Source organism: Flavobacterium sp. RNTU_13 (genome assembly GCF_046614455.1).
Classification (GTDB): Bacteria; Bacteroidota; Bacteroidia; order Flavobacteriales; family Flavobacteriaceae; genus Flavobacterium.
The window spans coordinates 310,792-332,375 of sequence record NZ_JBKJHB010000004.1 but is presented as its reverse complement, the minus strand read 5'-3'; the positions used below and the strand labels follow the sequence as shown (position 1 = coordinate 332,375).

The window sequence follows — 21,584 nt, the reverse complement described above, 5'->3', positions numbered from 1 at the left end:
TTATACAACTCCTTCTTTTAAAATATCGTGCAGGTGCAGTATGCCTTTATATTCGCCGTTATCTACAACAACCAGCTGTGTAATGGCGTGGTTTTCCATAGTGTTAAAGGCATCTATAACCATGGCGGCAGCACTTACTGATTTTGGATTTTTAGTCATTATGTCTGCTGCTGTAACCCCCGCAATGTTATCGCGGTCGTTAAGCATGCGGCGCACGTCGCCATCGGTAATCACGCCCACTACTGTTCCGTTTTCTATAACCGCAGTAACCCCAAGCCTTTTGTCTGATATCTCGTGTATGGCCACCTTTACGCTGTCGGTAGGTTGTACCATAGGTTTGCGTGTTACATCGAGCAGGTCTTGTACGCGGAGCAACAGTTTTTTACCCAGTGCACCCCCTGGGTGGTATTTTGCAAAATCATCGGGCGTAAATCCTCTTAGCTCCATAAGACAGGCTGCCAGTGCATCGCCTATAACCAGCTGTGCCGTGGTGCTGTTCATGGGTGCCAGGTTTAGCGGGCACGCCTCACGTTCTACATACGAATGAAGTACAAGGTCGGATTCTTTTGCAAGGAAAGAGTTTTTATTCCCTGTCATGCCCACCAGTGTATTGCCAAAACGCTTAATAAGCGGGGCAAGGGCTTTTATCTCGGGACTGTTGCCGCTGTTGCTTATACAAATAACCACATCGCCGGGCTGTACCATGCCCAGGTCGCCATGAATGGCTTCTGCAGCATGCAAAAATAACGATGGGGTACCGGTGCTGTTTAGCGTAGCCACTATCTTGGCAGCTATGAGTGCGCTTTTACCAATGCCGGTAATTACGGTACGGCCTTCTGATTTGTATATGCGGTTTACGGTTTGTGTAAAGTCGTCGTCCAGGTAGCTGGCAAGTGCAGCAATGCTCTCACTTTCAGAAAGTATGGTTTTCCTGGCAGTAGCCAGTATTGCTTCTGTATCAGTCAATCGATCGAAATATTTAAAGTAAGTTGCTGTTATAAAAGATTTTTGTATCTTTATTCTCTGCAAATTTATGTAAATTACTATTATTGAAATAATGAAATCGACCGAAATTGACTTACATAAAGAGTTAAAAAAATATTTTGGTTTTAACACGTTCAAAGGCCTGCAGGAAGATGTGGTGCGCAGTATAATATCAGGCCAGAACACTTTTGTGATTATGCCTACCGGCGGAGGTAAGTCGCTTTGCTACCAGCTTCCCGCCCTTGTGCTACCCGGTACTGCCATAGTGGTTTCTCCACTTATAGCCCTTATGAAGAACCAGGTAGATGCCATACGAGGCCTTTCGGCTGAGCAGGGCATAGCACACGTGCTGAACTCATCCCTTACGAAAACAGAAATAAACCAGGTAAAGCAAGACATTACAAGCGGCATTACCAAGCTGCTCTATGTAGCGCCGGAATCGCTTACCAAGGAAGAATATACTACGTTTTTACAAAGCGTACCGTTGTCTTTTGTAGCCATAGACGAAGCCCACTGTATATCAGAATGGGGGCATGATTTCCGTCCGGAATATCGTAACCTCCGCAATATTATACGCAATTTGGGCGATGTGCCTGTAATAGGCCTTACCGCCACAGCCACGCCTAAGGTGCAGGAGGATATTCTTAAAAACCTGGATATGCCCGATGCCAATACCTTTAAGGCGTCGTTTAACAGGCCAAACCTGTACTATGAAGTACGCCCTAAGCAAAAAACGGTAGAGGGAGATATTATCCGATTTATCCGCCAGCATAAGGGTAAAAGCGGTGTGATTTATTGCCTTAGCCGTAAAAAGGTAGAGGAAATAGCGCAGGTGCTTCAGGTAAACGGTATTAGTGCTGTGCCGTACCACGCGGGGCTCGACGCTAAAACCCGTGCCCGCCACCAGGATATGTTCCTTATGGAAGATGTAGATGTGGTGGTGGCTACCATAGCCTTTGGTATGGGTATAGACAAGCCCGATGTACGTTTTGTAATTCATCATGACATTCCTAAGTCGCTGGAAAGCTATTACCAGGAAACGGGACGTGCCGGCCGTGATGGCGGCGAAGGGCACTGCTTGGCGTACTACAGCTACAAAGACATAGAAAAGCTTGAAAAGTTTATGAGCGGTAAGCCGGTGGCAGAGCAGGAAATAGGCTATGCGCTGCTTCAGGAAGTGGTAGCATACGCCGAAACTTCTGTGAGCCGCCGTAAATTTTTGCTGCACTATTTTGGGGAAGAATTTGACGAGGTTAACGGCGAAGGTGCTGATATGGATGACAATGTGCGTAATCCTAAAAAGAAAACCGAAGCTAAAGACCAGGTGGTTACCCTGCTAAAAGTAGTGCGCGATACCAAGCAGCTTTATAAAGCCAAAGAAATTATTTTTACCCTTACCGGTAAAATAAATGCCGTTATAAAGGCACACAAAACCGATGCCCAGCCGTTTTTTGCGTCGGGTAAGGAATTTGACGAAAAGCACTGGATGGCGCTTGTACGCCAGGCGCTTGTAGCCGATTTGCTGGACAAGGATATAGAAACTTACGGTATTTTAAAACTTACTCCAAAAGGGGAAGCATTTATAGATAACCCGGTTTCGTTTATGATGACCGAGGATCATGACTTTACCGAAACGGAAGATGATACCAGTGCAACAGCCTCTAAAAGTAGTGGCGTAGCCGACGAGGTGCTTATAAGCATGTTGAAGGACCTGCGTAAAAAAGTAGCCAAAAAACTGGGTGTACCTCCGTTTGTGGTGTTCCAGGATCCGTCGCTGGAAGATATGGCGCTAAAATACCCTGTTAATCTTGAGGAGCTGGGTAGCGTGCATGGTGTGGGCGAAGGCAAGGCTAAAAAGTACGGTAAGGAGTTTGTAGATTTAATTGCACGATATGTGCAGGATAACGACATTACCAGGCCGGATGACCTTGTGGTGAAAACTACCGGAGCTAACAGCAGCCTTAAGCTATACATTATCCAGAACATAGACCGTAAGCTTTCCTTAAACGACATAGCCCGTGCCAAAGGGCTCGATATGGATGCGCTGCTTAAGGAAATGGAACAAATTGTATACAGTGGTACTAAGCTGAACATTAAGTATTGGGTAGACGAAATACTGGATGAAGACCAGCAGGAAGAAATACACGATTACTACATGGAAAGCGAAAGCGATAGCATTAAAGATGCCCTTAAGGAGTTTGATGGTGATTATGATACCGAAGAGCTTAGGCTTATGCGTATTAAATTTATAAGCGAGGTGGCTAATTAAAACGCTGCACTTTCAATAGAAATTAAAAAGTCCTGAACGGTTTATGGTTCAGGACTTTTTGTTTTAGTTTACATGGCTCCGGCACAGTGTTTATTTGTGTAGTCTAGCGTTCATGTATTATGTATATCAATTTAACATGCGTAACAAACGTTTTTAATTAAATTAGCTTATTTCAAATACTATAAAGTTGGATAACCTTACATCATATTCATACGCCAGCGGTACTTCAGAACAACCGCTTTTAGGTCAAACCATAGGCCAAAACCTTGCTATAACAGCACAGCGCTTTCCTGATAACGATGCTTTGGTGTGTGTGCAACAGGGCTACCGTGCCACATATAAAGAATTTTTCCATCAAACTACTGCCGTGGCCAAAGCATTACTGGCCAAAGGCCTTAAAAAGGGTGACAGGGTAGGAGTGTGGTCGCCAAACCGTGCCGAATGGGTGCTGCTGCAATATGCTACGGCGCGCGTGGGTATTATTCTGGTAAATATTAACCCGGCGTACCGCAGCAGCGAGCTGGAGTTTGTACTCAATCAAAGTGGGGTTAGCCTGCTGGTATCGGCACTTACCTTTAAAACCAGCGACTATGCTAAAATGGTAGGTGAGGTAAAATCAAAATGCCCTGAGCTTAAAGAAACCATTTTCCTGGACAGGGATTGGGACACGCTACTTACAAAGACGGGCGGTATCTCTGATGAAGATTTAGAGGCGTTAGAGATGGCTGTTCAGTTTGATGAACCGGTAAACATTCAGTATACTTCGGGTACTACAGGTTTCCCTAAAGGGGTTACGCTTACCCACCACAACCTGCTAAACAATGGTTATTTTATAGGTGTACGCCTTAAATATACTAATGCCGACAGGGTATGTATACCCGTGCCTTTTTACCATTGTTTTGGTATGGTAATAGGGAATTTGTGCTGTACCAGCCATGGCGCCGCCATGGTTATCCCGGCAGAAAGCTTTGATCCTTCGCTTACGCTACAGGCAGTAGAAAAAGAAAAATGCACATCGCTTTACGGGGTGCCTACTATGTTTATAGCCGAGCTGGCCCTGCCTGATTTTGATAGTTATAACCTTACCAGCCTTCGTACGGGTGTTATGGCAGGTTCGCCCTGCCCGGTTGAGGTAATGAAACAGGTGCAAAGCAAAATGTATATGAAAGAGGTTTCCATTTGCTATGGCATGACGGAGACATCACCCGTTAGTACGCAAACCCTTATAGGTGCCCCGTTAGAAAAACAGGTGGGCACGGTGGGTACTGTGCAGGATCATCTCGAAATAAAGATTATAGACCCTAATACCGGCGAAATAGTACCTAGAAACACACCGGGCGAGCTGTGCACGCGCGGCTATAGTGTAATGCTTAAGTACTGGAACAACCCGCAGGCTACATCGGCTGTTATAGACAGTGCCAGATGGATGCACAGCGGCGACCTTGCCGTAATGGATAATGAGGGCTATATAAACATATCGGGCCGTATTAAAGACGTGATTATACGAGGTGGAGAAAATATTTCGCCAAGGGAAATTGAGGAGTTTTTATATTCGCATCCCGAGATTGAAGATGTGCAGGTAATCGGCGTGCCCCACGAAAAATACGGCGAGGTTATTATGGCCTGGGTAAAGCCGCGCCCTAACCACAGCCTTACCGAAGATAATTTAAAGCTGTATTGTAAAGACCGCATAGCCCACTATAAAGTACCGCACTACTGGAAATTTATAGATAGTTTCCCGATTACTATAACCGGGAAAGTGCGCAAAGTAGAAATGCGTGAGATTTCGATTAAAGAGCTGGGGTTAGAGAAGCTGTTGCAGATTAAAACGTCTTAAAATAGTCAAAAGGCGAAAGTCAAAAGTCAAAAGTCCAAATTGAAAAAGATGGTATGCGTAATGAACGATAAGACATAAACAGCGAAGTGCTCTTTCATTTTTTTTGAACGATTATTAACAAATGTATGTACAGTGTTTGGCACTACAGTTGTTAAATTTGTATGTGTTGATTAAATCAGTAAAGTTATGGCAACCAAAAAAGTAAAAGAACCAACAGTGCCTACCCGTGCAGAGATTATAGAGCAATATGCAGACTACTGCCTTACTCATGGCAGCAAGCCGGCAACCGTGTATAAATTTGCCAAAGATAACGGCTATAACGAGGGAGCGTTTTACAAGCATTTCCCTTCGTTTGAGGTGCTGGAACAATCGTATTTTGTAGAAATGTTTAACCATGCGGTAGAGCTTCAGGAACAATCGCCTGCGTATGCCGCTTACACCGGAGTTGAAAAACTTTCGGCTATATATTTTACCTTTTTTGAAATCGCTACGGCAAACCGCAGCTTTGTGGTATACAGCCTGGGCGAGGGCAGTAATGCACTTAAAAATCTTATGAAGCTACGCGAACTTCGTAAGGTGTTTACAGAATATGCTGCCGCAGTGTTAGAAAACCCTGTAGACCTTAAACATCCGCGCGCCGAGAAAATACAAAAAGACGCCCTTAAAGAAGGTGCATGGGTGCAGTTCCTTAGTATTTTTAAATTCTGGATGGGCGATACTTCTGCCAGCTTTGAAAAAACCGATGTGTTTATAGAAAAGTCGGTTAAGGCAAGTAATGATCTTGTATATAATTCGCCGATTAACAGCCTGGTAGATCTGGGTAAATTCCTTTGGAAGGAAAAGTTTACGGTGTAAAACCCGGTTATTGTTTGATGGTTTTTAGTTATCGGGGTATACTCCCTTTGCTAATAACCATCAACGATTAGCCAACAGCTAAATCAAAGAAACATGAAAAGATTAGACAGTATACCCACCAATAAAATTGAGCGGGTTAGTAAACTTGTGTCTACAGGTGTAAAAATAGGAGGTAATTATCTTAAGTACTACGGGCAAAAGATAGTAAACCCCGAAACCAGCAAAGATACCCTGCATGAAAATAACGCCGCCGATATATACGACAGCCTTAAGGAGCTGAAAGGCAGCGCGCTAAAAGTAGCCCAAATGCTGAGTATGGAAAAAAACCTGCTGCCGCAGAGCTACGTAGAAAAGTTTTCGCTAAGCCAGTTTTCTGTGCCGCCTTTATCAGGGCCACTGGTTACGAAAACCTTCCGCAAGTATTTTGGTAAAGAACCGCACGAATTGTATGACGACTTTAACCCCGAAAGTATTAACGCGGCAAGCATAGGGCAGGTGCATAAGGCTACAAAGAACGGCAAGGAGCTTGCGGTAAAAATACAATATCCGGGTGTGCGCGAAAGCATAGGTACAGACATAGCCATGGTAAAGCCTATAGCAGTACGTATGTTTAACCTGCAGGGTACCAGTGATGAGTATTTTGATGAGGTAGAGGGCAAGCTGATTGAGGAGACCGATTATTCACTGGAACTTTCGCAAAGTGAAACGGTACGCCAGGAATGTGCTAAACTGGAAAATATCCGTTTCCCGAAATATTATCCGGAACTGAGTTGCGAAAAAATCATAACCATGGACTGGATGAAGGGCAAGCACCTTTCGGAATGGTGTAAAGAAGACCATACCCAGGAAGAACGGAACAAGGTAGGCCAGGCGTTGTATGATTTTTATATGTACCAGATTTATGGGCTGCATAAGTTTCATGCCGATCCGCACCCGGGTAATTTCCTCGTAGATGAAAACGCTAACCTCATTGCTATAGACTTTGGCTGCATGAAGGCGCTTCCGGCAGATTTTTATGTGCCCTACTATAACATGATTAAGCCCGAAACTATGGAAAACCATGTACGGTTTAAAGAGTTGCTGTATCAGCTACAAGTATTGCGGAACGACGACTCTCCTGAAGAAGAAGCGTATTTCTTTAACCTGTTCCATGATTTGCTTGGCGTGTTTGTAGAACCTTACAGGTACGAGCATTTTGATTTTGGCAATCCTTCTTTTAGTAATGCGATTGCCGCACTGAGCGAAAAGTTTGCCAATGACAAAGTGCTGCGAAAAATGAACGGTAACCGTGGTAGTAAGCATTTTATTTACGTAAACCGCACCTTCTTCGGGTTGTATAGCCTGTTGTTTGACATAGGTGCACAGATAGATATTTATGCCTTCAGGAAATACATCGCATAAAGGGAACAAATCCTATTTACCGGTAAAGACCTGCGTAGCCTGCGGAAGGGAATTTTCGTGGCGCAAAAAGTGGGAAAAAAACTGGGAAAACGTAAAGTACTGCAGCGATAAATGCAGGAAGCTTTAATAAACAAGGTTGCGGCGCAGTTTTATCTGCGCCGTTTTTATAAGGCAAAGCAAAACAAAAGATAACAAAACGTTAATCGGTTATTTTCCGCAAAACTTTTCTTATTTTTGAAAGCTAAGAAACACTATGGCTGAAGAAAAGGTAATACTGGTAAACGAAAAAGACGAGCCTATAGGGCTTATGGAAAAAATAGAAGCGCATGAAAAAGCTTTGCTGCACCGTGCATTTTCGGTTTTTGTGCTAAACACCAAAAATGAAATTATGCTGCAGCAGCGCGCTGCTCATAAATACCATTCGCCACTGTTGTGGACTAATACTACCTGCAGCCACCAGCGCGAAGGCGAAACAAACATACAGGCCGGTACGCGCAGGCTTATGGAAGAAATGGGGTTTACCACGGATTTAAAGGAACTTTTTTCCTTTATTTACAAAGCGCCATTCGACAACGGGCTCACCGAGCATGAGTTTGACCACGTGCTTATAGGGCGTTATGAAAATGACCCGGTACTAAACCCTGATGAAGCCGAAAACTGGAAATGGATGGCCATAGAAGATATAAAGGCAGATATGGTACTACACCCGGAACAATATACCATTTGGTTCCGTATAATATTTGAAGAATTTTATCACTTTTTAGAAGAACATACAATATAGTTTTCAGTCGCAGTTTTCAGGTAGCTACCTGAAAACTGTGAATGCGACTGCGACTTAAAACTGATAACCAAAGATGAAAGTAACCGTAAGCCGCACTGCGCATTTTAACGCCGCACACCGCCTGTACCGCAAGGACTGGAACGACGAGCAAAATTTTAATGTATTCGGTAAATGCAGTAACCCTAATTTTCATGGGCATAACTATGAGCTTATAGTAAGCGTAACCGGTGAAATAGATCCGGAAACGGGTTTTGTAATCGATGTAAAGGTGCTGAAGGATATTATTAAGCAGGAAGTAGAAGAGCCTTTTGATCATAAAAACCTTAACCTGGAGGTAGCTGATTTTGCTAACCTTAATCCTACTGCCGAAAATATAGCGGTAGTAATATGGAACAGGATACGCCCGAACATAGCCGCCGAAAACGCCCTGGAAATTACCTTGTATGAAACACCAAGAAACTTTGTAACCTATAAAGGACATTAACCATTACACAATTATGGAATTAAATTACCCGCTTATTTTTACCCCTATATTGCAAGACAGGATTTGGGGCGGAACAAAACTGAGAGATGATTTAGGTAAAGACATACCTACACCTACAACCGGCGAAAGCTGGGAACTATCGGCAGTGCCGGGTAATGTAAGTGTGGTTAAAAACGGTGCTTTTGCCGGCAAGCCCCTAACGCATTTACTGGATCAGTTTCCGGATGAGGTGCTGGGTACTGCGGTACACGCGCGTTTTGGAAAGCAGTTTCCGCTGTTGTTTAAATTTTTAGATGCGCGCGAAGACCTGAGTATACAGGTACACCCTAACGATGCCCTGGCTAAGGAGCGCCATAACTCATTTGGTAAAACCGAAATGTGGTACGTAATGCAGGCCGATGAGGGCTCGCGTATTATTGTAGGCTTTAACCACAAATCAAGTGCCGATGAGTATCTGGAAAAACTGGAAAGCAAACAGCTTATAGATATACTTAACCAGGTGCCTGCTAAAAAAGGCGATGTGTACTTTTTAGAAACCGGTACCATACACGCCATAGGTGGCGGTATTGTAATTGCCGAAATACAGCAAACAAGCGATATTACGTACCGTATTTACGACTGGGACAGGGTAGATGCTAACGGTAATGGCCGTGAACTGCACGTAGAACTCGCTCTTGATGCTATGAACTACGATCTTACGGATACCGAAAAGCAGTATGAAAAGGTAGAGAACAAGAGTAACACCATGGTAGATTGCCCTTACTTTACTACTAACTACCTGCCACTAACCGATACTGTAGAAGTGAATAAAACCGGCGACAGCTTTACGGTTTATATATGCACTGAGGGCGAGTATACTCTTACGGCAGATAATGCAGCACACAGCTTTAAAAAGGGCGATACCATACTGGTTCCTGCCGCTTTAAAGGGCTATACGCTTAGCGGTAACGCTACTTTGCTGGAAATATACATTTCCTAACCCGTATATCGGGAGGAAGTTGTACTTTTGCACTTAATAAATTTTAAACAAAACGAACAATGGCAAACGTAAGAAACCTTAAAAAAGACATCAACTTTGTACTGGGTGATATTATTGAAGCAGTATACATTAATGAGCTTGCAACAGGCGGAAAACCTACAGAACAGGGTGAAGCTATTGTAACAGAAGCTATTGCAGCTTTTGATGATCTTATGAAAGACGTAAACGCTAAAAATGTAGAAAATAAGAAGGCTCATTTTAAGCAAATCAACCAGAAACTGGAAGAAACTGCTACTCAGCTTATTGAGAAATTAAATGCGCTGTAAGCAAAAAAAATCATTAAAAAGTGCAAATTTTGTTTTGGAAAATTAAAAAACGCTCTTATATTTGCACTCGTAAATGAGTCGCGCCGGTGTAGCTCAGCTGGCTAGAGCAGCTGATTTGTAATCAGCAGGTCGTGGGTTCGAGTCCCTCCATCGGCTCCATTTAAAAACCACCTCGTTAGAGGTGGTTTTTTTGTTTTTATATGGTTTGTGCTAAGTCTTATTTTTTTTCACGCAAAAAAAAACAGAACCAATGTTTAGCAATAAAATCTACTATTAGCTTTTCTTTTGAGTGTGCGCAAAGTATTTCTTGGTGTTTAAATCAATAAACACCACTTAGGTAATTCGCTTGTATGTTGCGTGATTAAAAGTGTCTGAAAAAGGAAAATAAAACGCTGTTTTCTGCCTATTGAATTTTCTTATTAAGAACGCGCCATTTCGCTTAACCTTTTAGGGCAAATCTTCCTGTTTAACATACCGTAGCCAATATTGATTACAAACAACAGCTGTGCGCCAAGAGATGTAGCCACGAGCCAAAACGCCACGTTTTCCATTACCGGTCGGGAAAGTAACAGCGAACATATACCGCAGCAAATCATGCTGCCAAAGGTAAGCAGTGCATGCAGCATGGTTAAAGCCGAAATCAGTGGTAGGTGCAGTTTTGCAGCTATGAGGTATCCTATAGATATAACCAGCAAACCTACTTTAAATACAATGGTAAGCTCAAATTTATCAAGCAGGATATCAGTATCTGCAATACTTAAATGGACGTTTTTTTCTGCGGATGGGAGCACCGCAAATATGCCATACATCAGTGTAAGGAATGACGCCGAAAAAAAGTACAGGGCAATTCGTAATAGGTTTGTTGGTTTCAAAACAATTGATTTTAGTTGGGAGTACTAAATTAATGTATTTTACCTACACAAGTCAATACTCCCAATAAAAATCTTAATTTACTGAATATTAGCTGTGTTTTCAGCTTGTTTATTCTCTTTTAGGTGCTGCACAAGCATTTTTCCATACTTTGATTTTGCCACCCTTGGTGTCATTCTCTTTACTATTGTATCAAGATATTTTGAGTTTATATCCGGGATTTCGCTTAGTACAATATATGGCGATACCTCATAATCGCCGTTATTAAGAGCAAAATTTGCCGTAAACAGGTAGCTCCTCCTGGTGTTATCATCGCTTGCTTTAGCAATACTGTCCAGCCTTGTTTTATTACCTGATTTAGACGCCATAATGTTGCGCTCTATAAGCTCAAGGCGGGTATCTGTAAAGCGTTTTTTTAATTTCTCGTACTCGGTAAGCTTTTCCTGGTTGCGGCCCGCTTTTATTTTAGCCCTTGAGTAAAAGTAATCTAGTGTAGTTTCTATGGTAACGTCGCCCGGGTCGGCAAAAAAGCGAAGGTTATCATCTATACTTTCGGTAGTACCGCGGTCTATAACCATGTATAGCATATCCGGTTCGGACATTTTAAGATGGCTGGCAAAGTTAGAGTCACCATCTACCTCTATAGTATCTATATTTACAAGGCTGGTATCTTTAAGCTCTTTTATAAAAATACGCCCTTTTTTAAATCCTTTTACGTTGCCGGTTATATGTACATTGGCATCGGTATGCTCCTCATTTTTACAAGCTACCAAAACAGCCAGCGTGGCTACCGCTACAAGTATTTTTTTCATCTGAATTTTGTGTGTTAAAAAAGTGACCGCAAAGTAATAAAAAATATGCAGCATACTATGCCTACAACGTTTTTTTGTACAGATATATAAAGTAAGGGGCTTACAGTGTGTAAACTGTAAGCCCCTCTTTTATGTTGGTTATTTATTAATGTTTTATAAGCGTTTTAGTGCTGCTGCCTTTTTCTGTAGCTACCTTAATAAAATACGTGCCTGATTGTAAGCCTGCAAGCGACAGTGATACATTTTGCCCGTTGATTACAGGTTTGCTGATTAGCGTTTTGCCGCTAATGTCGTATACAGTAACTGCTGTAATATTATCAGTTGCCTGTATGTTTACGCTATCTTTTGTGGGATTAGGGTATAGTACAAAACGGTTTGTTTTTACATCCGTTGTGCCTGAAGTATCTTCGGTAAACAATGTTTGGTAAGTTTGTGTGATTACAGGTGGATTGTAGTCAAAATATATAGCTGCACTAGCATCAATAGTACTGCCTACCACAATACCGGGGCGCGCTTTAACTCTGTAATAAATATATCCCTGGCTTCCTAAATCATTTGCTGACCTGTAAGGAAGGTTTATGTTATCGAAATTCCATATAGCACTGGTTCCGCTTCTTTTTACCACGTAATTGTGCGAACTACTTATCATTTCGAAAGTTTCAGGGATTATATTATCGCTAAGTGTTTGCTCCACTTTTATAAAACTTGCATTTGCAGTCCCTGTATTTTGAAAACGGATGGTATAGTACAGGTAGTCTGTATCTGTATTAAAGGTGTTTACAGGTACAAGTTTTCCTCGTGACTCTGTAACATCATTAGGGTCGTAAGAGCCGATAACCCTCAGTGCAGAACTATACGCATTATTAGTATTGTCTATCTCTTCAACGTTACTTACTATGGCAGCTGAATACGCAAAAAGTGTTCCGAGCGCAGTTGTAGGTGGTGTGTATACAGTTGTTTCAAATGATAAAGTACTTAAAGCCGCCAAATCCGTGTAAGCAATGGTAAAACTTGTAGGTGATACGTTTATAGCCTGGTCTGGAACTACCGTAAAAGTTTGTCCTGCAGGTATGGTAAAAGTAACGGTTCCATTAGAAGTTATCGTGCCCAGGTTTTGACATTCCAGTCTCAGTCTATTTGTAAATCCTGGCCGGGGTGTGGTTAAAGGCACTATTTTTACACCCAAATCTGAAAAATCAGAAATTTTACTTACAGCAAAATAATAATTTTGTGCATCCGGACTGCCTTGTGGTACAATATTTTGAGATCCGGAAGGATTTACATGAAAATATGGCGCATAAGGTTCTGGTATAACGTAAGAAACATTATACGAAGTGCTACTGTTTTCAGTATTTAACTGTATTCTTCCGCTACTGTAAAATAAATCCTCAACGGATTGGCTGCCCTCCTGTTGCACCAAAAAATGACCGTATGGCGCAATAGGCTCATTTGTTTCTTGAATTCCATTTTGGTTGCCGTCTAAAAATGCTGTAACATAGGCGTTGCGATTACCTATATATGCTGTGTTTCCTGAATTATACTCGAATTCTATAGTCCCGGGCTGAGCGCTATAGTTTGTTACCGCCAGTAGGTAAGCTTCTCCGGCAACTGCGTTAGTTATATCTAGGTTTTCTATTGCTGAGGCGGAGTAACTGCAATCTGTAGGTGCAACAGTGGCCAGGGTTTGGCAATAATTAGCCGATCCGTTATCTTTCCATACAGCAAAATCAACATCAATAAGTTGTCCCTGATAGTTTTTTTGTGTAATTATCAGTCTCAAATCACCAGATTGAGCAATTAAAAATTTAAACCACCTAATGTTAAAAGTGTCATACAAACAGCCCATACGTCCCTGGTCAATGTTGGTTACGGTGTTTGGTAAAATCATGGTTTGACCTTGCTCTATTGCAAAAATCATACTTGGTTCCGGGCATGTATTAGTAGACTGAGATTGTGCACTTATGCACATCAAAAAAAAGAAAAGAAGTAATATTTTTTTCATAAAGTATTGGTTGAAGTTTATAAATCTCTTTAAGTTGAATTTTAAGCGAATTACACGCTGTGAAAATAATATATTTAGTGATTTGAAATATTTAAAGATCGGTTTTTTTAAGAAAAATAGTAATAAAAAAACGCACCCCGTGAGGGATGCGTTTTTAATAGTGTTATTATATTCCTGGATTACCCCTTAAGCCATGCATTACGCACATTAGCCTTAGAAGCATCGGTAGCTTTCCATCCGTTTACTTCTTCGGTAGGTAGTTTAACTTTTCCTTTAACCACCTGCTCTTTGCCATCGCGGCTTATTTTAACCGAAATAGCATCGCCTTCTTTCCAGGAAAGGCTTTCGGTAATCAGGTCGTAAATGTTGTCCAGGTTGTAAGCCTTATCGTTTATAGCCAGTAGTTTGTCGCCTTTTTTAATGCCAAGTGTGGTAAAGAATGCATTTGGCTCCAGGTCTGGCCTTACAAATATTACTTTGGTTTGGTCTACGCCAATAAGTGGCTCCTGCATATTTTTAAGGAACGGGTTACCCGTTTTAGTACTCATGGCAGGGGTTACACCCATTTTAGCAAAGAAATCCTGGTATTTAATAGGCGTATTACCCGATACGTAGGTTTTAAAGAACTCACCTACTGCAGGGTAGGTAATAGAGGTAATTTTGTTAAACAGCTCGGCATCGTCAAACGGTTTATCGTTACCATAGGTACGGCTCAGTTCGCCCATTAGGCTAAGTATGCCGCGCTGGCCGTTACTTTGCTCGCGCAGCGTAATATCAAGGCACATGGCTATAAGTGCACCTTTTTCGTATACGTTGCGGTACTGGTCTTTGTAAGGCGCTTCAAGCACGTTTTTACTCATTACGGTAAATGGCATGGTATCGTCAAACTCCTTGGCGTGCTCTATTTTCTCTGCCATACGGGTATAAAATTCTTCCTCTGTAACAAGCCCCTGGTTTACCTGGAACAGGTTAGCAAAATATTCGGTAATACCTTCGTACATCCAAAGGTGCTCACTCATTTTAGGGTTGTTAAAATCAAAGTACTGAATTTCCTTGCTGTGTACGCTAAGCGGTGTTACAATATGGAAAAACTCATGCGAAACAATGTCTTTCAGCTGTTCTGCAAGTTGATCTTTTTCCATTACTTCCGGCATTACCACAGTAGTACACGTAGGGTGTTCCAGCGCGCCGAATCCTGTAGCGTCCTCCTTATCCATACCCGACAGGTAAATTAGTACGGCGTATTTTTTATTGTTGTTTATGTTGCCCAAAAACTTCTTTTGCGCACGCATTGTTTTTTCCAGCATAGGGGTTACGTCTGCCGCCTTAACTTTACCGTTTGGCGAATATACCGCTATGATAATATCCATGCCTTCGGCAGTAAACGTAGTGTAATCAGGCTTGGCATACATAACCGGGTGCTCAGTAAGCTCCAGGTAGCGCGATGTCTTAAACTCGTCTACCGTGTTACTTTGGTTAAGGTCGGTCATACTGGTAGCGCCCCACAGTTCTGCCGGGTGCGTTACGGTAACCGTATATGGGGTTTCGGTAAGGCCATCAAAATACCCTACAAAGCCGTGTGTGTTTAGTAATATGTTTTTACCTGCAAGAATGTTTGTTCCGCTTGGCGAAAAAATAGGGTCTTCTTTCTCTTTTTCGTTATCAAAGCTGTCGTTTACCAGGTAGGTTATTTTTACCAGTTTATCAGCGTTATCTATTTTCCATGAGTTTTCGTCGCCTTTGGTAACGGGTAGTTCCTTGCCTTTTTTATCGTAGGCTTTAAGGTTTTCTACAAACTGGCCGTAGTTGTCTGTGCTGTAGGTGCCGGGAACGGTTTTAGGGATAAAATAAGTAGTGGTTTTACCCTTTATAGCTTCCGGGGTTACGGTAACCATAACTTTGTCGTCCTTAATGTTTTCAAGGTCTATGTTTACCTTAATGTCTTTGCTTTTCTGTGCATGTGCCAGGCTTCCTAAAGAAAGTGCCAGGGCCAGTGTGCATACTAATTTATTCATCAGATTATGTTTTCAGTTCCTTATAAGTAGAACGTTTGGTGTTTTTGTTACTGCTAATAACGCAAAAAAATGCCGACAGATATAATCTGCCGGCATTTTTTAATTTTGTTCAGCCCGTATAGTTTATGTTCGGGTTTATGCGTTGCAGCGACGCTATAAAACCCTGCTTATCTTTTGGGGAAACCAAAATACTTTTAGTGCCGTGTTTTAGCTCCAGCCTGTCCAGCGATGCCGCGGGTGCGCTCAGCGGGTTATTGGTTTCTTTTATCTGGGTTATGGCGCTAATGTCTATGGGTCTGTACTGAAATACTAAAACATAAATGCGCAACAGGTTGCCGTCTATTTTATAGCGGGTGCTTGTCATGAGTGCAATGATTAAGACAAACACGCCACCCAGTATCCACGGAAGTTCAGGATCGTTGTTTTTATCATCGGCAAGTGCGGTAATAAATCCCGGCGTCATACCTGCTGCCAGTAGTACTACAAGTTCAATGCCTATTTTAGAACGGTATACGGTGGCCATTTCTTATTTTTTGAGATGAAATTCAATACTGGGGTTTATTGCTTTAAGTTGTGCCATAAATTTATCTTTCTCCTTTGGTGAAATCTGTATGCTTTCAAACTTCTTGTATATGATTTCCAGTCGGTGGAACGACCCGGCAGGCTGGTTTAATATACTAAAGGTTTCGTTTACCTTACGGATTTCGCCAATGTTGATTTTTGTAGCGTACAATGGTCTACATTTTATCTGTAGTACATTGTTGTCTATAATGTATCTGAAGTTAGCATAAACGTACCCGGCATAGATACCGCAAAGCACTAAAATGATTGTGCCTAATAGTGCACTATTCATAATGCTCATAGCAATTGAGCCTGCAATTACAACGGCTAAAAGAATAATCAATACTGTGCTGTATGCGGTTTTATATACGGTTGCCATAACGCGATTTATTTAACCTGCTGCTGTATCCAGTCGCCTACCGTTTTAAGCGCTGCCGGGGCAAAGGTTTCCTCAATTTCGCCATATTCGGTAGGTGCCCCTGTAGTGCTGGTCTGGAACAGGTGGTTAAGGCCTTCCAGCTCTACCGTTGTAATTTTTTTATTGCCGCTTTTTTCTGCAATGCGCTTTATAGCATCAAGGTTGGCTTTAGCCGAAACCTGCACATCTTTACTGCCATTAATAGCCAGCACGGGGCATTTTACTTTTTCTAAAGTAGGGGCCGGGTTGTAGCGTATAAAATTTACATACCAAGGCGATGTAATATCACTCACCTGCATTTCTATATAGCTGGTTACCTGATGCTCCGGTATGCCGTTAGCTACAAGTATAGGCTTAAGGTCCTTGTTAAACGCCGCCTGAAGGCGTGTTTTTAGCACCGTTATGTTTTCTTCTTCCTTAATCAGGTTATATATGTTGCGGTTAATGGCACTTAGCTTGGTCAGTTCCGTTTCCGGCATGCCATTAGCTTTGCCTATCATATAATTTTGCAGTACCATAAGCTCATCGCCCGGTATAGCTGTACCCGCAAGCAGTACTATAAAATCAACATCGGGGTTGTTTACCGCTACTATAGGGGCTACGATTCCGCCCTCACTGTGGCCGGCAAGCCCTATTTTTTTCGGGTTGATTTCTTTTCGGGTTTTCAGGTACTTAAAGGCTGCTTCGGCATCGGTGGCAAAATCCTGTGTGGTGGCATTGGCAAATTTACCTGTGCTTTTTCCGGTGCCCCTGTCGTCATAGCGCAGTACGGCTATGCCCTGGCGGGTAAGGTAATCGGCCAGCACAAGGAAAGGCTTGTGGTCCAGTAGTTCTTCGTCGCGGTTTTGTGCGCCGCTTCCTGTAATTAAAATTACTGCCGGGTAGTTGCTTCCGCCCTGTTTAGGTAACGTAAGTGTGCCGGCAAGGGTAAGGCCTGCCTTGTCGTTTTTTATAGTTACTTCCTCCTCATAATACGGGTAGGGCTTTACGGGTTCCTGCGGACGCTTTACTGCTTCGGCCTTTGGAGCTTCCCTGCCAAAATCAAGCGGAATGTTATAACCGTTTTGTGTAAAGGTACCTTTTATGCTTTTGCCTTCTACAGTTCCCTTATACGAAATGCCCCCTGAAGGGATACTGAAATTAAGGGTGTTGTTTTCAATGGTAATGGTGGTTACCGGCAGTCCATTAGCGCCCTGATCCGGGCTGTCCATGGTGGCAGTGTAGCCTTTATCGGCTTTTTTTATGTGCAGGTTTATGTGCAGCTTTGTGCCGGGGATAGACAGTAGGCCGAACCAGTCGCCCGTTGCATCCTGGGCGTTAACGGCAGCCGTAAGGCAAAGCAATGCAGTAAGCAGTAGTTTTTTCATGAGGTTATTTTTTAGTACGGTAATACAGATATTAAAATTTTAGATAGGATTTCGGCAATAAGGACTGTGGCGATATATCCGGCAATTTGGCTCCCTTTTTTTAAGTTGGTGGCTACCCTAAACCCGTTGTACAGCAGTGCCATGTACCAAAATACAAGTGCCAGTACCACAAGTGCGGATACAAGCTGAATAATCAGCAACGTAGGCGACAGCGTATACAGGTTGTCTTTTGCCTGCAGTAAAACTTCGGTAGCGTTGTAAGTATAGCTGTTTATATTGGCAAACGTGTACAGGTACAATGGTGTGCGGGCTAGTAGCACCACGCTTAGGACATCAGTAATACGCGTTTTACGGTTTATAATTTTACCGCCAATAAAAAGCAGCGTTACCACGCTAAATACGTTAACCGCATTATCTGCAAAGGGGTGCCACCATAGGGTTTCAGGAACAAAGTGAAGGTCCAGCACGCCGTCGTACCGGGCGTTAAACAGCCAGCCTAAAAGGCTGCCTGTTACTACCGAGAACAATCCGGCAAGTAACAGTTTTTTATCGGGTTGGGTAGCGAAAGGATTAAACAATAGCTTCTTCATGGTATTGTAAAGCAGGGTTATCGGTTGGCTTTTATTTTCTCGATAAGATCATCAAGCCGGTTGCGCACCGTAGGGTAGCTTACCCCGGTTATAGAGGCCATTTCTTTAAGGCTGCCGCCGTTTATTACAAACTGTAGTATAAATTCCTGCTCGTCTTCGGTAAGGCGGGTAAGAGAGGGCAGGTTAAATGTTCCGGACACCTGGGTGCTGCATGCCGGGCAAGAGAGCTGAGATACGTGTAGTGTACCGCTACAGCCTGGGCAATGCGTGGGTAGTTTAGGTGTTACCATTTTTAATTTTGTTTAATCAAAGTTAAATAAAATTAATAGTATGTTTTACAAAATTGAATAAAAATATTTTTAAGCGATGTTTTATAGAAGTATAAACCATAAAAAAAACCTCCCTTTTAGGGGAGGCCTGTCTTTTAAAATCGTTTATTAAAATAATACCTGGTGTCTAATTCGTCGTCGTGCAGTGTGCTAATGGGTTTTGGCCTTGGCTTTTTGGCTGCGGTTTTCTTTTTCCACAACTCAAAATTATCTGCTGATAATTCCTTCTTCATAAGGTCTGTCACTTCCTTTTCAGATAACCCGTACTGGGATTTTATTTCTTCAAAAGGTTTTCTTTCTTCCTGGGCAAGCGTTACTATTCTGTGTATGGCTTCCCTTTCCATGGCGGATAGGCTACTCCTTTTCATCTCCTGAAAATTAATAATCAATAATAAATTGGTATGTTTTTTAAAAGATTGTGTATTTCAATATTAATAAAAAAACAAATAGTTTGCTATTGAGGTTTCATTTTTCAGGATTTATTAAAAACGCATTTCATACGGCTGCGTTTTTTTAATTTCTTTTTGGCAAATGTTTTGTCTGCTGAAAAAACATACAGGATTTTAGCATTTGCAGTATTAGCCAATTATATTTTTTAGCAGGAAGTTTTTGTCAGAAATCAGGTGTACAGCCACGCCCATGCTATAAGTACCGCCTGCAGCGGCAGCCTGAGCCACAGCGCCCACCGTGGCAAACCCATAGCAGCTTTTGGCTCTGTAAGCATATATACATTAGCCGGAAAAACAGCTACTAACAGCCCTATAATGCCCCACGCGCCCAGTTTGCTTATGGCCGGAATGTATAGTGCTACAGCCAGCAATACTTCGGCGGCGCCACTTAAGTAGTTTAAGGTTTTGTGGGCAGGCAGGTAGCGAGGCATTATGCGCAGGTACAGCTTGGGTACCCGGAAATGGTTGAGTCCTGCAAGGGCGTACACTGCCGCCATAACGTATAAATGCCAGGGTAACTGCATAAAAAAAACTTTGGCTATTAGCCAAAGTTCGGATATTTTTTCGGGTAAACGTTGGGGTTACCCCTGTTTTTTAAACGAAACATTCATAAGTACAATAGCGGCAAGTATAAGTACAATCCCGGCCCACTGTGTAGGCGATACAATTTCGTGCAGGAAAATATAGGCCATTGTTACAGATACCGGCAGCTCCATAGCCGAAACAATACTGCCTAATCCTATGCTCACCTTTGGGAAACCTGCATTTAGCAACAGCGGCGGCAGCAGGGTACCAAATATAGCCAGTGGTATACCCCACGTATAAATAATGGTGAAATTAAAACTGCCCGGCCAGGTAATGGCTGTAAAGGTTAACACTACAAGTCCGCCGCCCAATAGCATAAACAAGCTACGCTGTGCGCTGGGCAGGTGTGTAGCCACCTTGTTACCTGCATACATGGTGGTGGTGTAGCTTGCTGCCGCAAGTAGCCCCCACGCTATGCCCCTCCAATCTGGGAATTCGCTGCTTTTTATAAGGTTAGTGGCCAGTAATGTACCGCCAAGCACTATGGCTACAGCAAGTAACTTTTTAACATCGGGGCGTTTGCCAGATGTAGCCCATTCTACCAGTGCGCCCATCCATACGCTTTGCATAAGCAGTACTATACCTACAGATACCGGTACATATTTTACTGCCAAGTAGTAAAACACACTGGTAAAACCCATAGAGGTGCCCGATAGTATAAGGTGTTTTTTGTTTGCGGCAGTAGCCACCGCAGCTTGCGCGGTTCTGTTTTTTGTAAAGGTGTGCAGCAACCATACGCCCAGTATGCCCAGCAGCATTTGAGATCCGGTAACTTCGGCAGTGGTATATCCTTGTCCGTATGCCAGTTTTACAAAGGTGGCCAGCATACCGTAGCTCGATGCGCCTAAGCCTACCAGCAGTACGCCTTTTATAGTATCGTTGTTGTTTTGCATATTGCTAAAAATTTAAAAAAGCGGGCAAAGGTAAGGCTTAGGCTTTAATAATTGTTTAAAATAAGCGTAAATTTTATTTTTAGTGTTATATATACAACAATCCGAAGGCTTGTTTTGCATTAGCGCAATAAAACAACTATAGGTGTAGTTAATAAAAAAAACTACCACCATGTTTCGTTTAACCTTACTATTTATGTTGAGTTTAGTGGCGTGCGCCAAGGTTGCTAAAGAGCAGCCTGCCGAAAAACCTGCTAAAGATTATACTGCCAAACACCGTGAGGCATTGTCTTTTTGTAAACAGCAGGGATTTTGTACCGATTATTATTTTCTGGTAGACCTAAGTATTCACTCGGGCCGCAATCGTTTTTTTGTGTATGACTTTAAGCAGCAGAAAGTAGTAAAGCAAAACGTGGTAACCCACGGCGCCTGCGAGGGCTTTGAGCCCAATGAGACCCGCTATGAAAAGGCAAAATTTGGCAATAGAGTAGACAGCCACTGTAGTGAGTTGGGTAAATATAAAATAGGGCCGCGCGATTACAGTTCATGGGGCATACACGTAAAATATTGGCTCGAAGGGCTGGAAGAAAGCAATGCCAACGCCCGCGAACGTGTAATTGTATTACACTCCTGGGATGCCGTGCCTGATAAAGAAATTTACCCGGACTATACACCCCTTAGCTGGGGCTGCCCTGCGGTAAGCAACGCCTTTATGATTGCGCTCGATGAGCGGTTGCAGGCCACTAAAAAGCCGGTGTTGCTGTGGATAGTAAATTAAGT

At 42.6% G+C, this 21,584-nt stretch carries 23 protein-coding genes and 1 tRNA gene; 11 read left to right on the top strand and 13 right to left on the bottom strand.

The features are described 5' to 3' along the window. A complete protein-coding gene (locus ACLI08_RS11840) occupies positions 1–966 on the bottom strand; it encodes an SIS domain-containing protein (RefSeq protein WP_411428702.1) in 966 nt (321 codons plus the stop codon). Between the two features lie 91 nt (positions 967–1,057). Between ACLI08_RS11840 and ACLI08_RS11835 the strand changes: the two genes are divergently transcribed. The 10 genes from ACLI08_RS11835 to ACLI08_RS11790 all read left to right on the top strand — a co-directional run bounded on the left by ACLI08_RS11835 (position 1,058) and on the right by ACLI08_RS11790 (position 10,075). Beyond that, positions 1,058–3,253, top strand: a complete 2,196-nt coding sequence (locus tag ACLI08_RS11835; RefSeq protein ID WP_411428701.1) for a RecQ family ATP-dependent DNA helicase — start codon at positions 1,058–1,060, stop codon at positions 3,251–3,253. 187 nt (positions 3,254–3,440) lie between these two features. Beyond that, entirely contained in the window at positions 3,441–5,090 is a 1,650-nt protein-coding gene (locus tag ACLI08_RS11830; RefSeq protein WP_411428700.1) for an AMP-binding protein, read from the top strand. A gap of 186 nt (positions 5,091–5,276) precedes the next feature. Next, entirely contained in the window at positions 5,277–5,945 is a 669-nt protein-coding gene (locus ACLI08_RS11825; protein ID WP_411428699.1) for a TetR family transcriptional regulator C-terminal domain-containing protein, read from the top strand. 93 nt (positions 5,946–6,038) lie between these two features. Beyond that, positions 6,039–7,346: an ABC1 kinase family protein gene (locus tag ACLI08_RS11820; RefSeq protein ID WP_411428698.1), complete on the top strand. Its 1,308-nt coding sequence runs from the start codon at positions 6,039–6,041 to the stop codon at positions 7,344–7,346. Continuing rightward, entirely contained in the window at positions 7,321–7,473 is a 153-nt protein-coding gene (locus ACLI08_RS11815; protein ID WP_411428697.1) for a DUF2256 domain-containing protein, read from the top strand. Before ACLI08_RS11820 ends, ACLI08_RS11815 begins: the two co-directional genes overlap by 26 nt. 126 nt (positions 7,474–7,599) lie before the next feature. Beyond that, on the top strand, positions 7,600–8,127 hold the full coding sequence (gene idi, locus ACLI08_RS11810) for an isopentenyl-diphosphate Delta-isomerase (protein ID WP_411428696.1): 528 nt from the start codon (positions 7,600–7,602) through the stop codon (positions 8,125–8,127). Between the two features lie 73 nt (positions 8,128–8,200). Continuing rightward, the gene (locus tag ACLI08_RS11805) at positions 8,201–8,611 is read left to right on the top strand and encodes a 6-pyruvoyl trahydropterin synthase family protein (protein WP_411428695.1); all 411 of its coding nucleotides are present in this window, start codon (positions 8,201–8,203) and stop codon (positions 8,609–8,611) included. A 13-nt stretch (positions 8,612–8,624) separates the two neighbouring features. Continuing rightward, on the top strand, positions 8,625–9,590 hold the full coding sequence (locus tag ACLI08_RS11800; RefSeq protein ID WP_411428694.1) for a type I phosphomannose isomerase catalytic subunit: 966 nt from the start codon (positions 8,625–8,627) through the stop codon (positions 9,588–9,590). A 59-nt stretch (positions 9,591–9,649) separates the two neighbouring features. Further along, positions 9,650–9,916 carry a hypothetical protein gene (locus tag ACLI08_RS11795; protein WP_411428693.1) on the top strand — a complete coding sequence of 89 codons (267 nt, stop codon included), beginning with the start codon at positions 9,650–9,652 and terminating at the stop codon, positions 9,914–9,916. An 82-nt stretch (positions 9,917–9,998) separates the two neighbouring features. Next, a tRNA-Thr gene (locus ACLI08_RS11790) sits at positions 9,999–10,075 on the top strand. Positions 10,076–10,335: 260 nt separating this feature from the next. Here ACLI08_RS11790 and ACLI08_RS11785 read toward each other — a convergent pair. The 12 genes from ACLI08_RS11785 to ACLI08_RS11730 form a co-directional block, all read right to left on the bottom strand. Next, entirely contained in the window at positions 10,336–10,788 is a 453-nt protein-coding gene (locus tag ACLI08_RS11785) for a hypothetical protein (protein WP_411428692.1), read from the bottom strand. 78 nt (positions 10,789–10,866) lie between these two features. Continuing rightward, on the bottom strand, positions 10,867–11,598 hold the full coding sequence (locus ACLI08_RS11780; protein WP_411428691.1) for a DUF4369 domain-containing protein: 732 nt from the start codon (positions 11,596–11,598) through the stop codon (positions 10,867–10,869). Positions 11,599–11,743: 145 nt separating this feature from the next. Further along, complete coding sequence (locus ACLI08_RS11775; protein WP_411428690.1) at positions 11,744–13,600, bottom strand: T9SS type A sorting domain-containing protein; 1,857 nt, start codon at positions 13,598–13,600, stop codon at positions 11,744–11,746. A 179-nt stretch (positions 13,601–13,779) separates the two neighbouring features. Next, positions 13,780–15,615 (bottom strand): peptidase M61, encoded by a 1,836-nt coding sequence (locus ACLI08_RS11770; RefSeq protein WP_411428689.1) that lies wholly within the window; start codon positions 15,613–15,615, stop codon positions 13,780–13,782. A 109-nt stretch (positions 15,616–15,724) separates the two neighbouring features. Then, positions 15,725–16,138, bottom strand: a complete 414-nt coding sequence (locus ACLI08_RS11765; protein WP_411428688.1) for a PH domain-containing protein — start codon at positions 16,136–16,138, stop codon at positions 15,725–15,727. A 3-nt stretch (positions 16,139–16,141) separates the two neighbouring features. Then, positions 16,142–16,555: a PH domain-containing protein gene (locus ACLI08_RS11760; protein ID WP_411428687.1), complete on the bottom strand. Its 414-nt coding sequence runs from the start codon at positions 16,553–16,555 to the stop codon at positions 16,142–16,144. Positions 16,556–16,563: 8 nt separating this feature from the next. Further along, positions 16,564–17,961, bottom strand: a complete 1,398-nt coding sequence (locus ACLI08_RS11755) for an alpha/beta hydrolase family protein (RefSeq protein ID WP_411428686.1) — start codon at positions 17,959–17,961, stop codon at positions 16,564–16,566. Positions 17,962–17,972: 11 nt separating this feature from the next. Then, positions 17,973–18,551, bottom strand: a complete 579-nt coding sequence (locus ACLI08_RS11750) for a hypothetical protein (RefSeq protein ID WP_411428685.1) — start codon at positions 18,549–18,551, stop codon at positions 17,973–17,975. Positions 18,552–18,568: 17 nt separating this feature from the next. Next, on the bottom strand, positions 18,569–18,841 hold the full coding sequence (locus ACLI08_RS11745) for a DUF2089 family protein (protein ID WP_411428684.1): 273 nt from the start codon (positions 18,839–18,841) through the stop codon (positions 18,569–18,571). A 134-nt stretch (positions 18,842–18,975) separates the two neighbouring features. Then, positions 18,976–19,248 (bottom strand): DUF2805 domain-containing protein, encoded by a 273-nt coding sequence (locus ACLI08_RS11740; RefSeq protein WP_411428683.1) that lies wholly within the window; start codon positions 19,246–19,248, stop codon positions 18,976–18,978. A 251-nt stretch (positions 19,249–19,499) separates the two neighbouring features. Beyond that, positions 19,500–19,853, bottom strand: a complete 354-nt coding sequence (locus tag ACLI08_RS11735) for a DoxX family protein (RefSeq protein WP_411428682.1) — start codon at positions 19,851–19,853, stop codon at positions 19,500–19,502. Positions 19,854–19,910: 57 nt separating this feature from the next. Next, positions 19,911–20,807, bottom strand: a complete 897-nt coding sequence (locus tag ACLI08_RS11730; RefSeq protein WP_411428681.1) for an EamA family transporter — start codon at positions 20,805–20,807, stop codon at positions 19,911–19,913. A 169-nt stretch (positions 20,808–20,976) separates the two neighbouring features. Between ACLI08_RS11730 and ACLI08_RS11725 the strand changes: the two genes are divergently transcribed. After that, positions 20,977–21,582 carry a murein L,D-transpeptidase catalytic domain-containing protein gene (locus ACLI08_RS11725; protein ID WP_411428680.1) on the top strand — a complete coding sequence of 202 codons (606 nt, stop codon included), beginning with the start codon at positions 20,977–20,979 and terminating at the stop codon, positions 21,580–21,582. Positions 21,583–21,584: the final 2 nt, after the last annotated feature.

Bases quoted from the DNA above. Each gene is read 5' to 3' on its own strand.
- ACLI08_RS11795 (WP_411428693.1), top strand. From the start codon at position 9,650: ATGGCAAACGTAAGAAACCTTAAAAAAGACATCAACTTTGTACTGGGT.
- ACLI08_RS11815 (WP_411428697.1), top strand. From the start codon at position 7,321: ATGCCTTCAGGAAATACATCGCATAAAGGGAACAAATCCTATTTACCG.
- ACLI08_RS11770 (WP_411428689.1), bottom strand. From the start codon at position 15,615: ATGAATAAATTAGTATGCACACTGGCCCTGGCACTTTCTTTAGGAAGC.
- ACLI08_RS11765 (WP_411428688.1), bottom strand. From the start codon at position 16,138: ATGGCCACCGTATACCGTTCTAAAATAGGCATTGAACTTGTAGTACTA.
- ACLI08_RS11835 (WP_411428701.1), top strand. From the start codon at position 1,058: ATGAAATCGACCGAAATTGACTTACATAAAGAGTTAAAAAAATATTTT.
- ACLI08_RS11775 (WP_411428690.1), bottom strand. From the start codon at position 13,600: ATGAAAAAAATATTACTTCTTTTCTTTTTTTTGATGTGCATAAGTGCA.
- ACLI08_RS11820 (WP_411428698.1), top strand. From the start codon at position 6,039: ATGAAAAGATTAGACAGTATACCCACCAATAAAATTGAGCGGGTTAGT.
- ACLI08_RS11805 (WP_411428695.1), top strand. From the start codon at position 8,201: ATGAAAGTAACCGTAAGCCGCACTGCGCATTTTAACGCCGCACACCGC.
- ACLI08_RS11755 (WP_411428686.1), bottom strand. From the start codon at position 17,961: ATGAAAAAACTACTGCTTACTGCATTGCTTTGCCTTACGGCTGCCGTT.
- ACLI08_RS11750 (WP_411428685.1), bottom strand. From the start codon at position 18,551: ATGAAGAAGCTATTGTTTAATCCTTTCGCTACCCAACCCGATAAAAAA.
- ACLI08_RS11740 (WP_411428683.1), bottom strand. From the start codon at position 19,248: ATGAAAAGGAGTAGCCTATCCGCCATGGAAAGGGAAGCCATACACAGA.
- idi (WP_411428696.1), top strand. From the start codon at position 7,600: ATGGCTGAAGAAAAGGTAATACTGGTAAACGAAAAAGACGAGCCTATA.
- ACLI08_RS11725 (WP_411428680.1), top strand. From the start codon at position 20,977: ATGTTTCGTTTAACCTTACTATTTATGTTGAGTTTAGTGGCGTGCGCC.
- ACLI08_RS11825 (WP_411428699.1), top strand. From the start codon at position 5,277: ATGGCAACCAAAAAAGTAAAAGAACCAACAGTGCCTACCCGTGCAGAG.
- ACLI08_RS11800 (WP_411428694.1), top strand. From the start codon at position 8,625: ATGGAATTAAATTACCCGCTTATTTTTACCCCTATATTGCAAGACAGG.
- ACLI08_RS11760 (WP_411428687.1), bottom strand. From the start codon at position 16,555: ATGGCAACCGTATATAAAACCGCATACAGCACAGTATTGATTATTCTT.
- ACLI08_RS11780 (WP_411428691.1), bottom strand. From the start codon at position 11,598: ATGAAAAAAATACTTGTAGCGGTAGCCACGCTGGCTGTTTTGGTAGCT.
- ACLI08_RS11735 (WP_411428682.1), bottom strand. From the start codon at position 19,853: ATGCAGTTACCCTGGCATTTATACGTTATGGCGGCAGTGTACGCCCTT.
- ACLI08_RS11730 (WP_411428681.1), bottom strand. From the start codon at position 20,807: ATGCAAAACAACAACGATACTATAAAAGGCGTACTGCTGGTAGGCTTA.
- ACLI08_RS11745 (WP_411428684.1), bottom strand. From the start codon at position 18,841: ATGGTAACACCTAAACTACCCACGCATTGCCCAGGCTGTAGCGGTACA.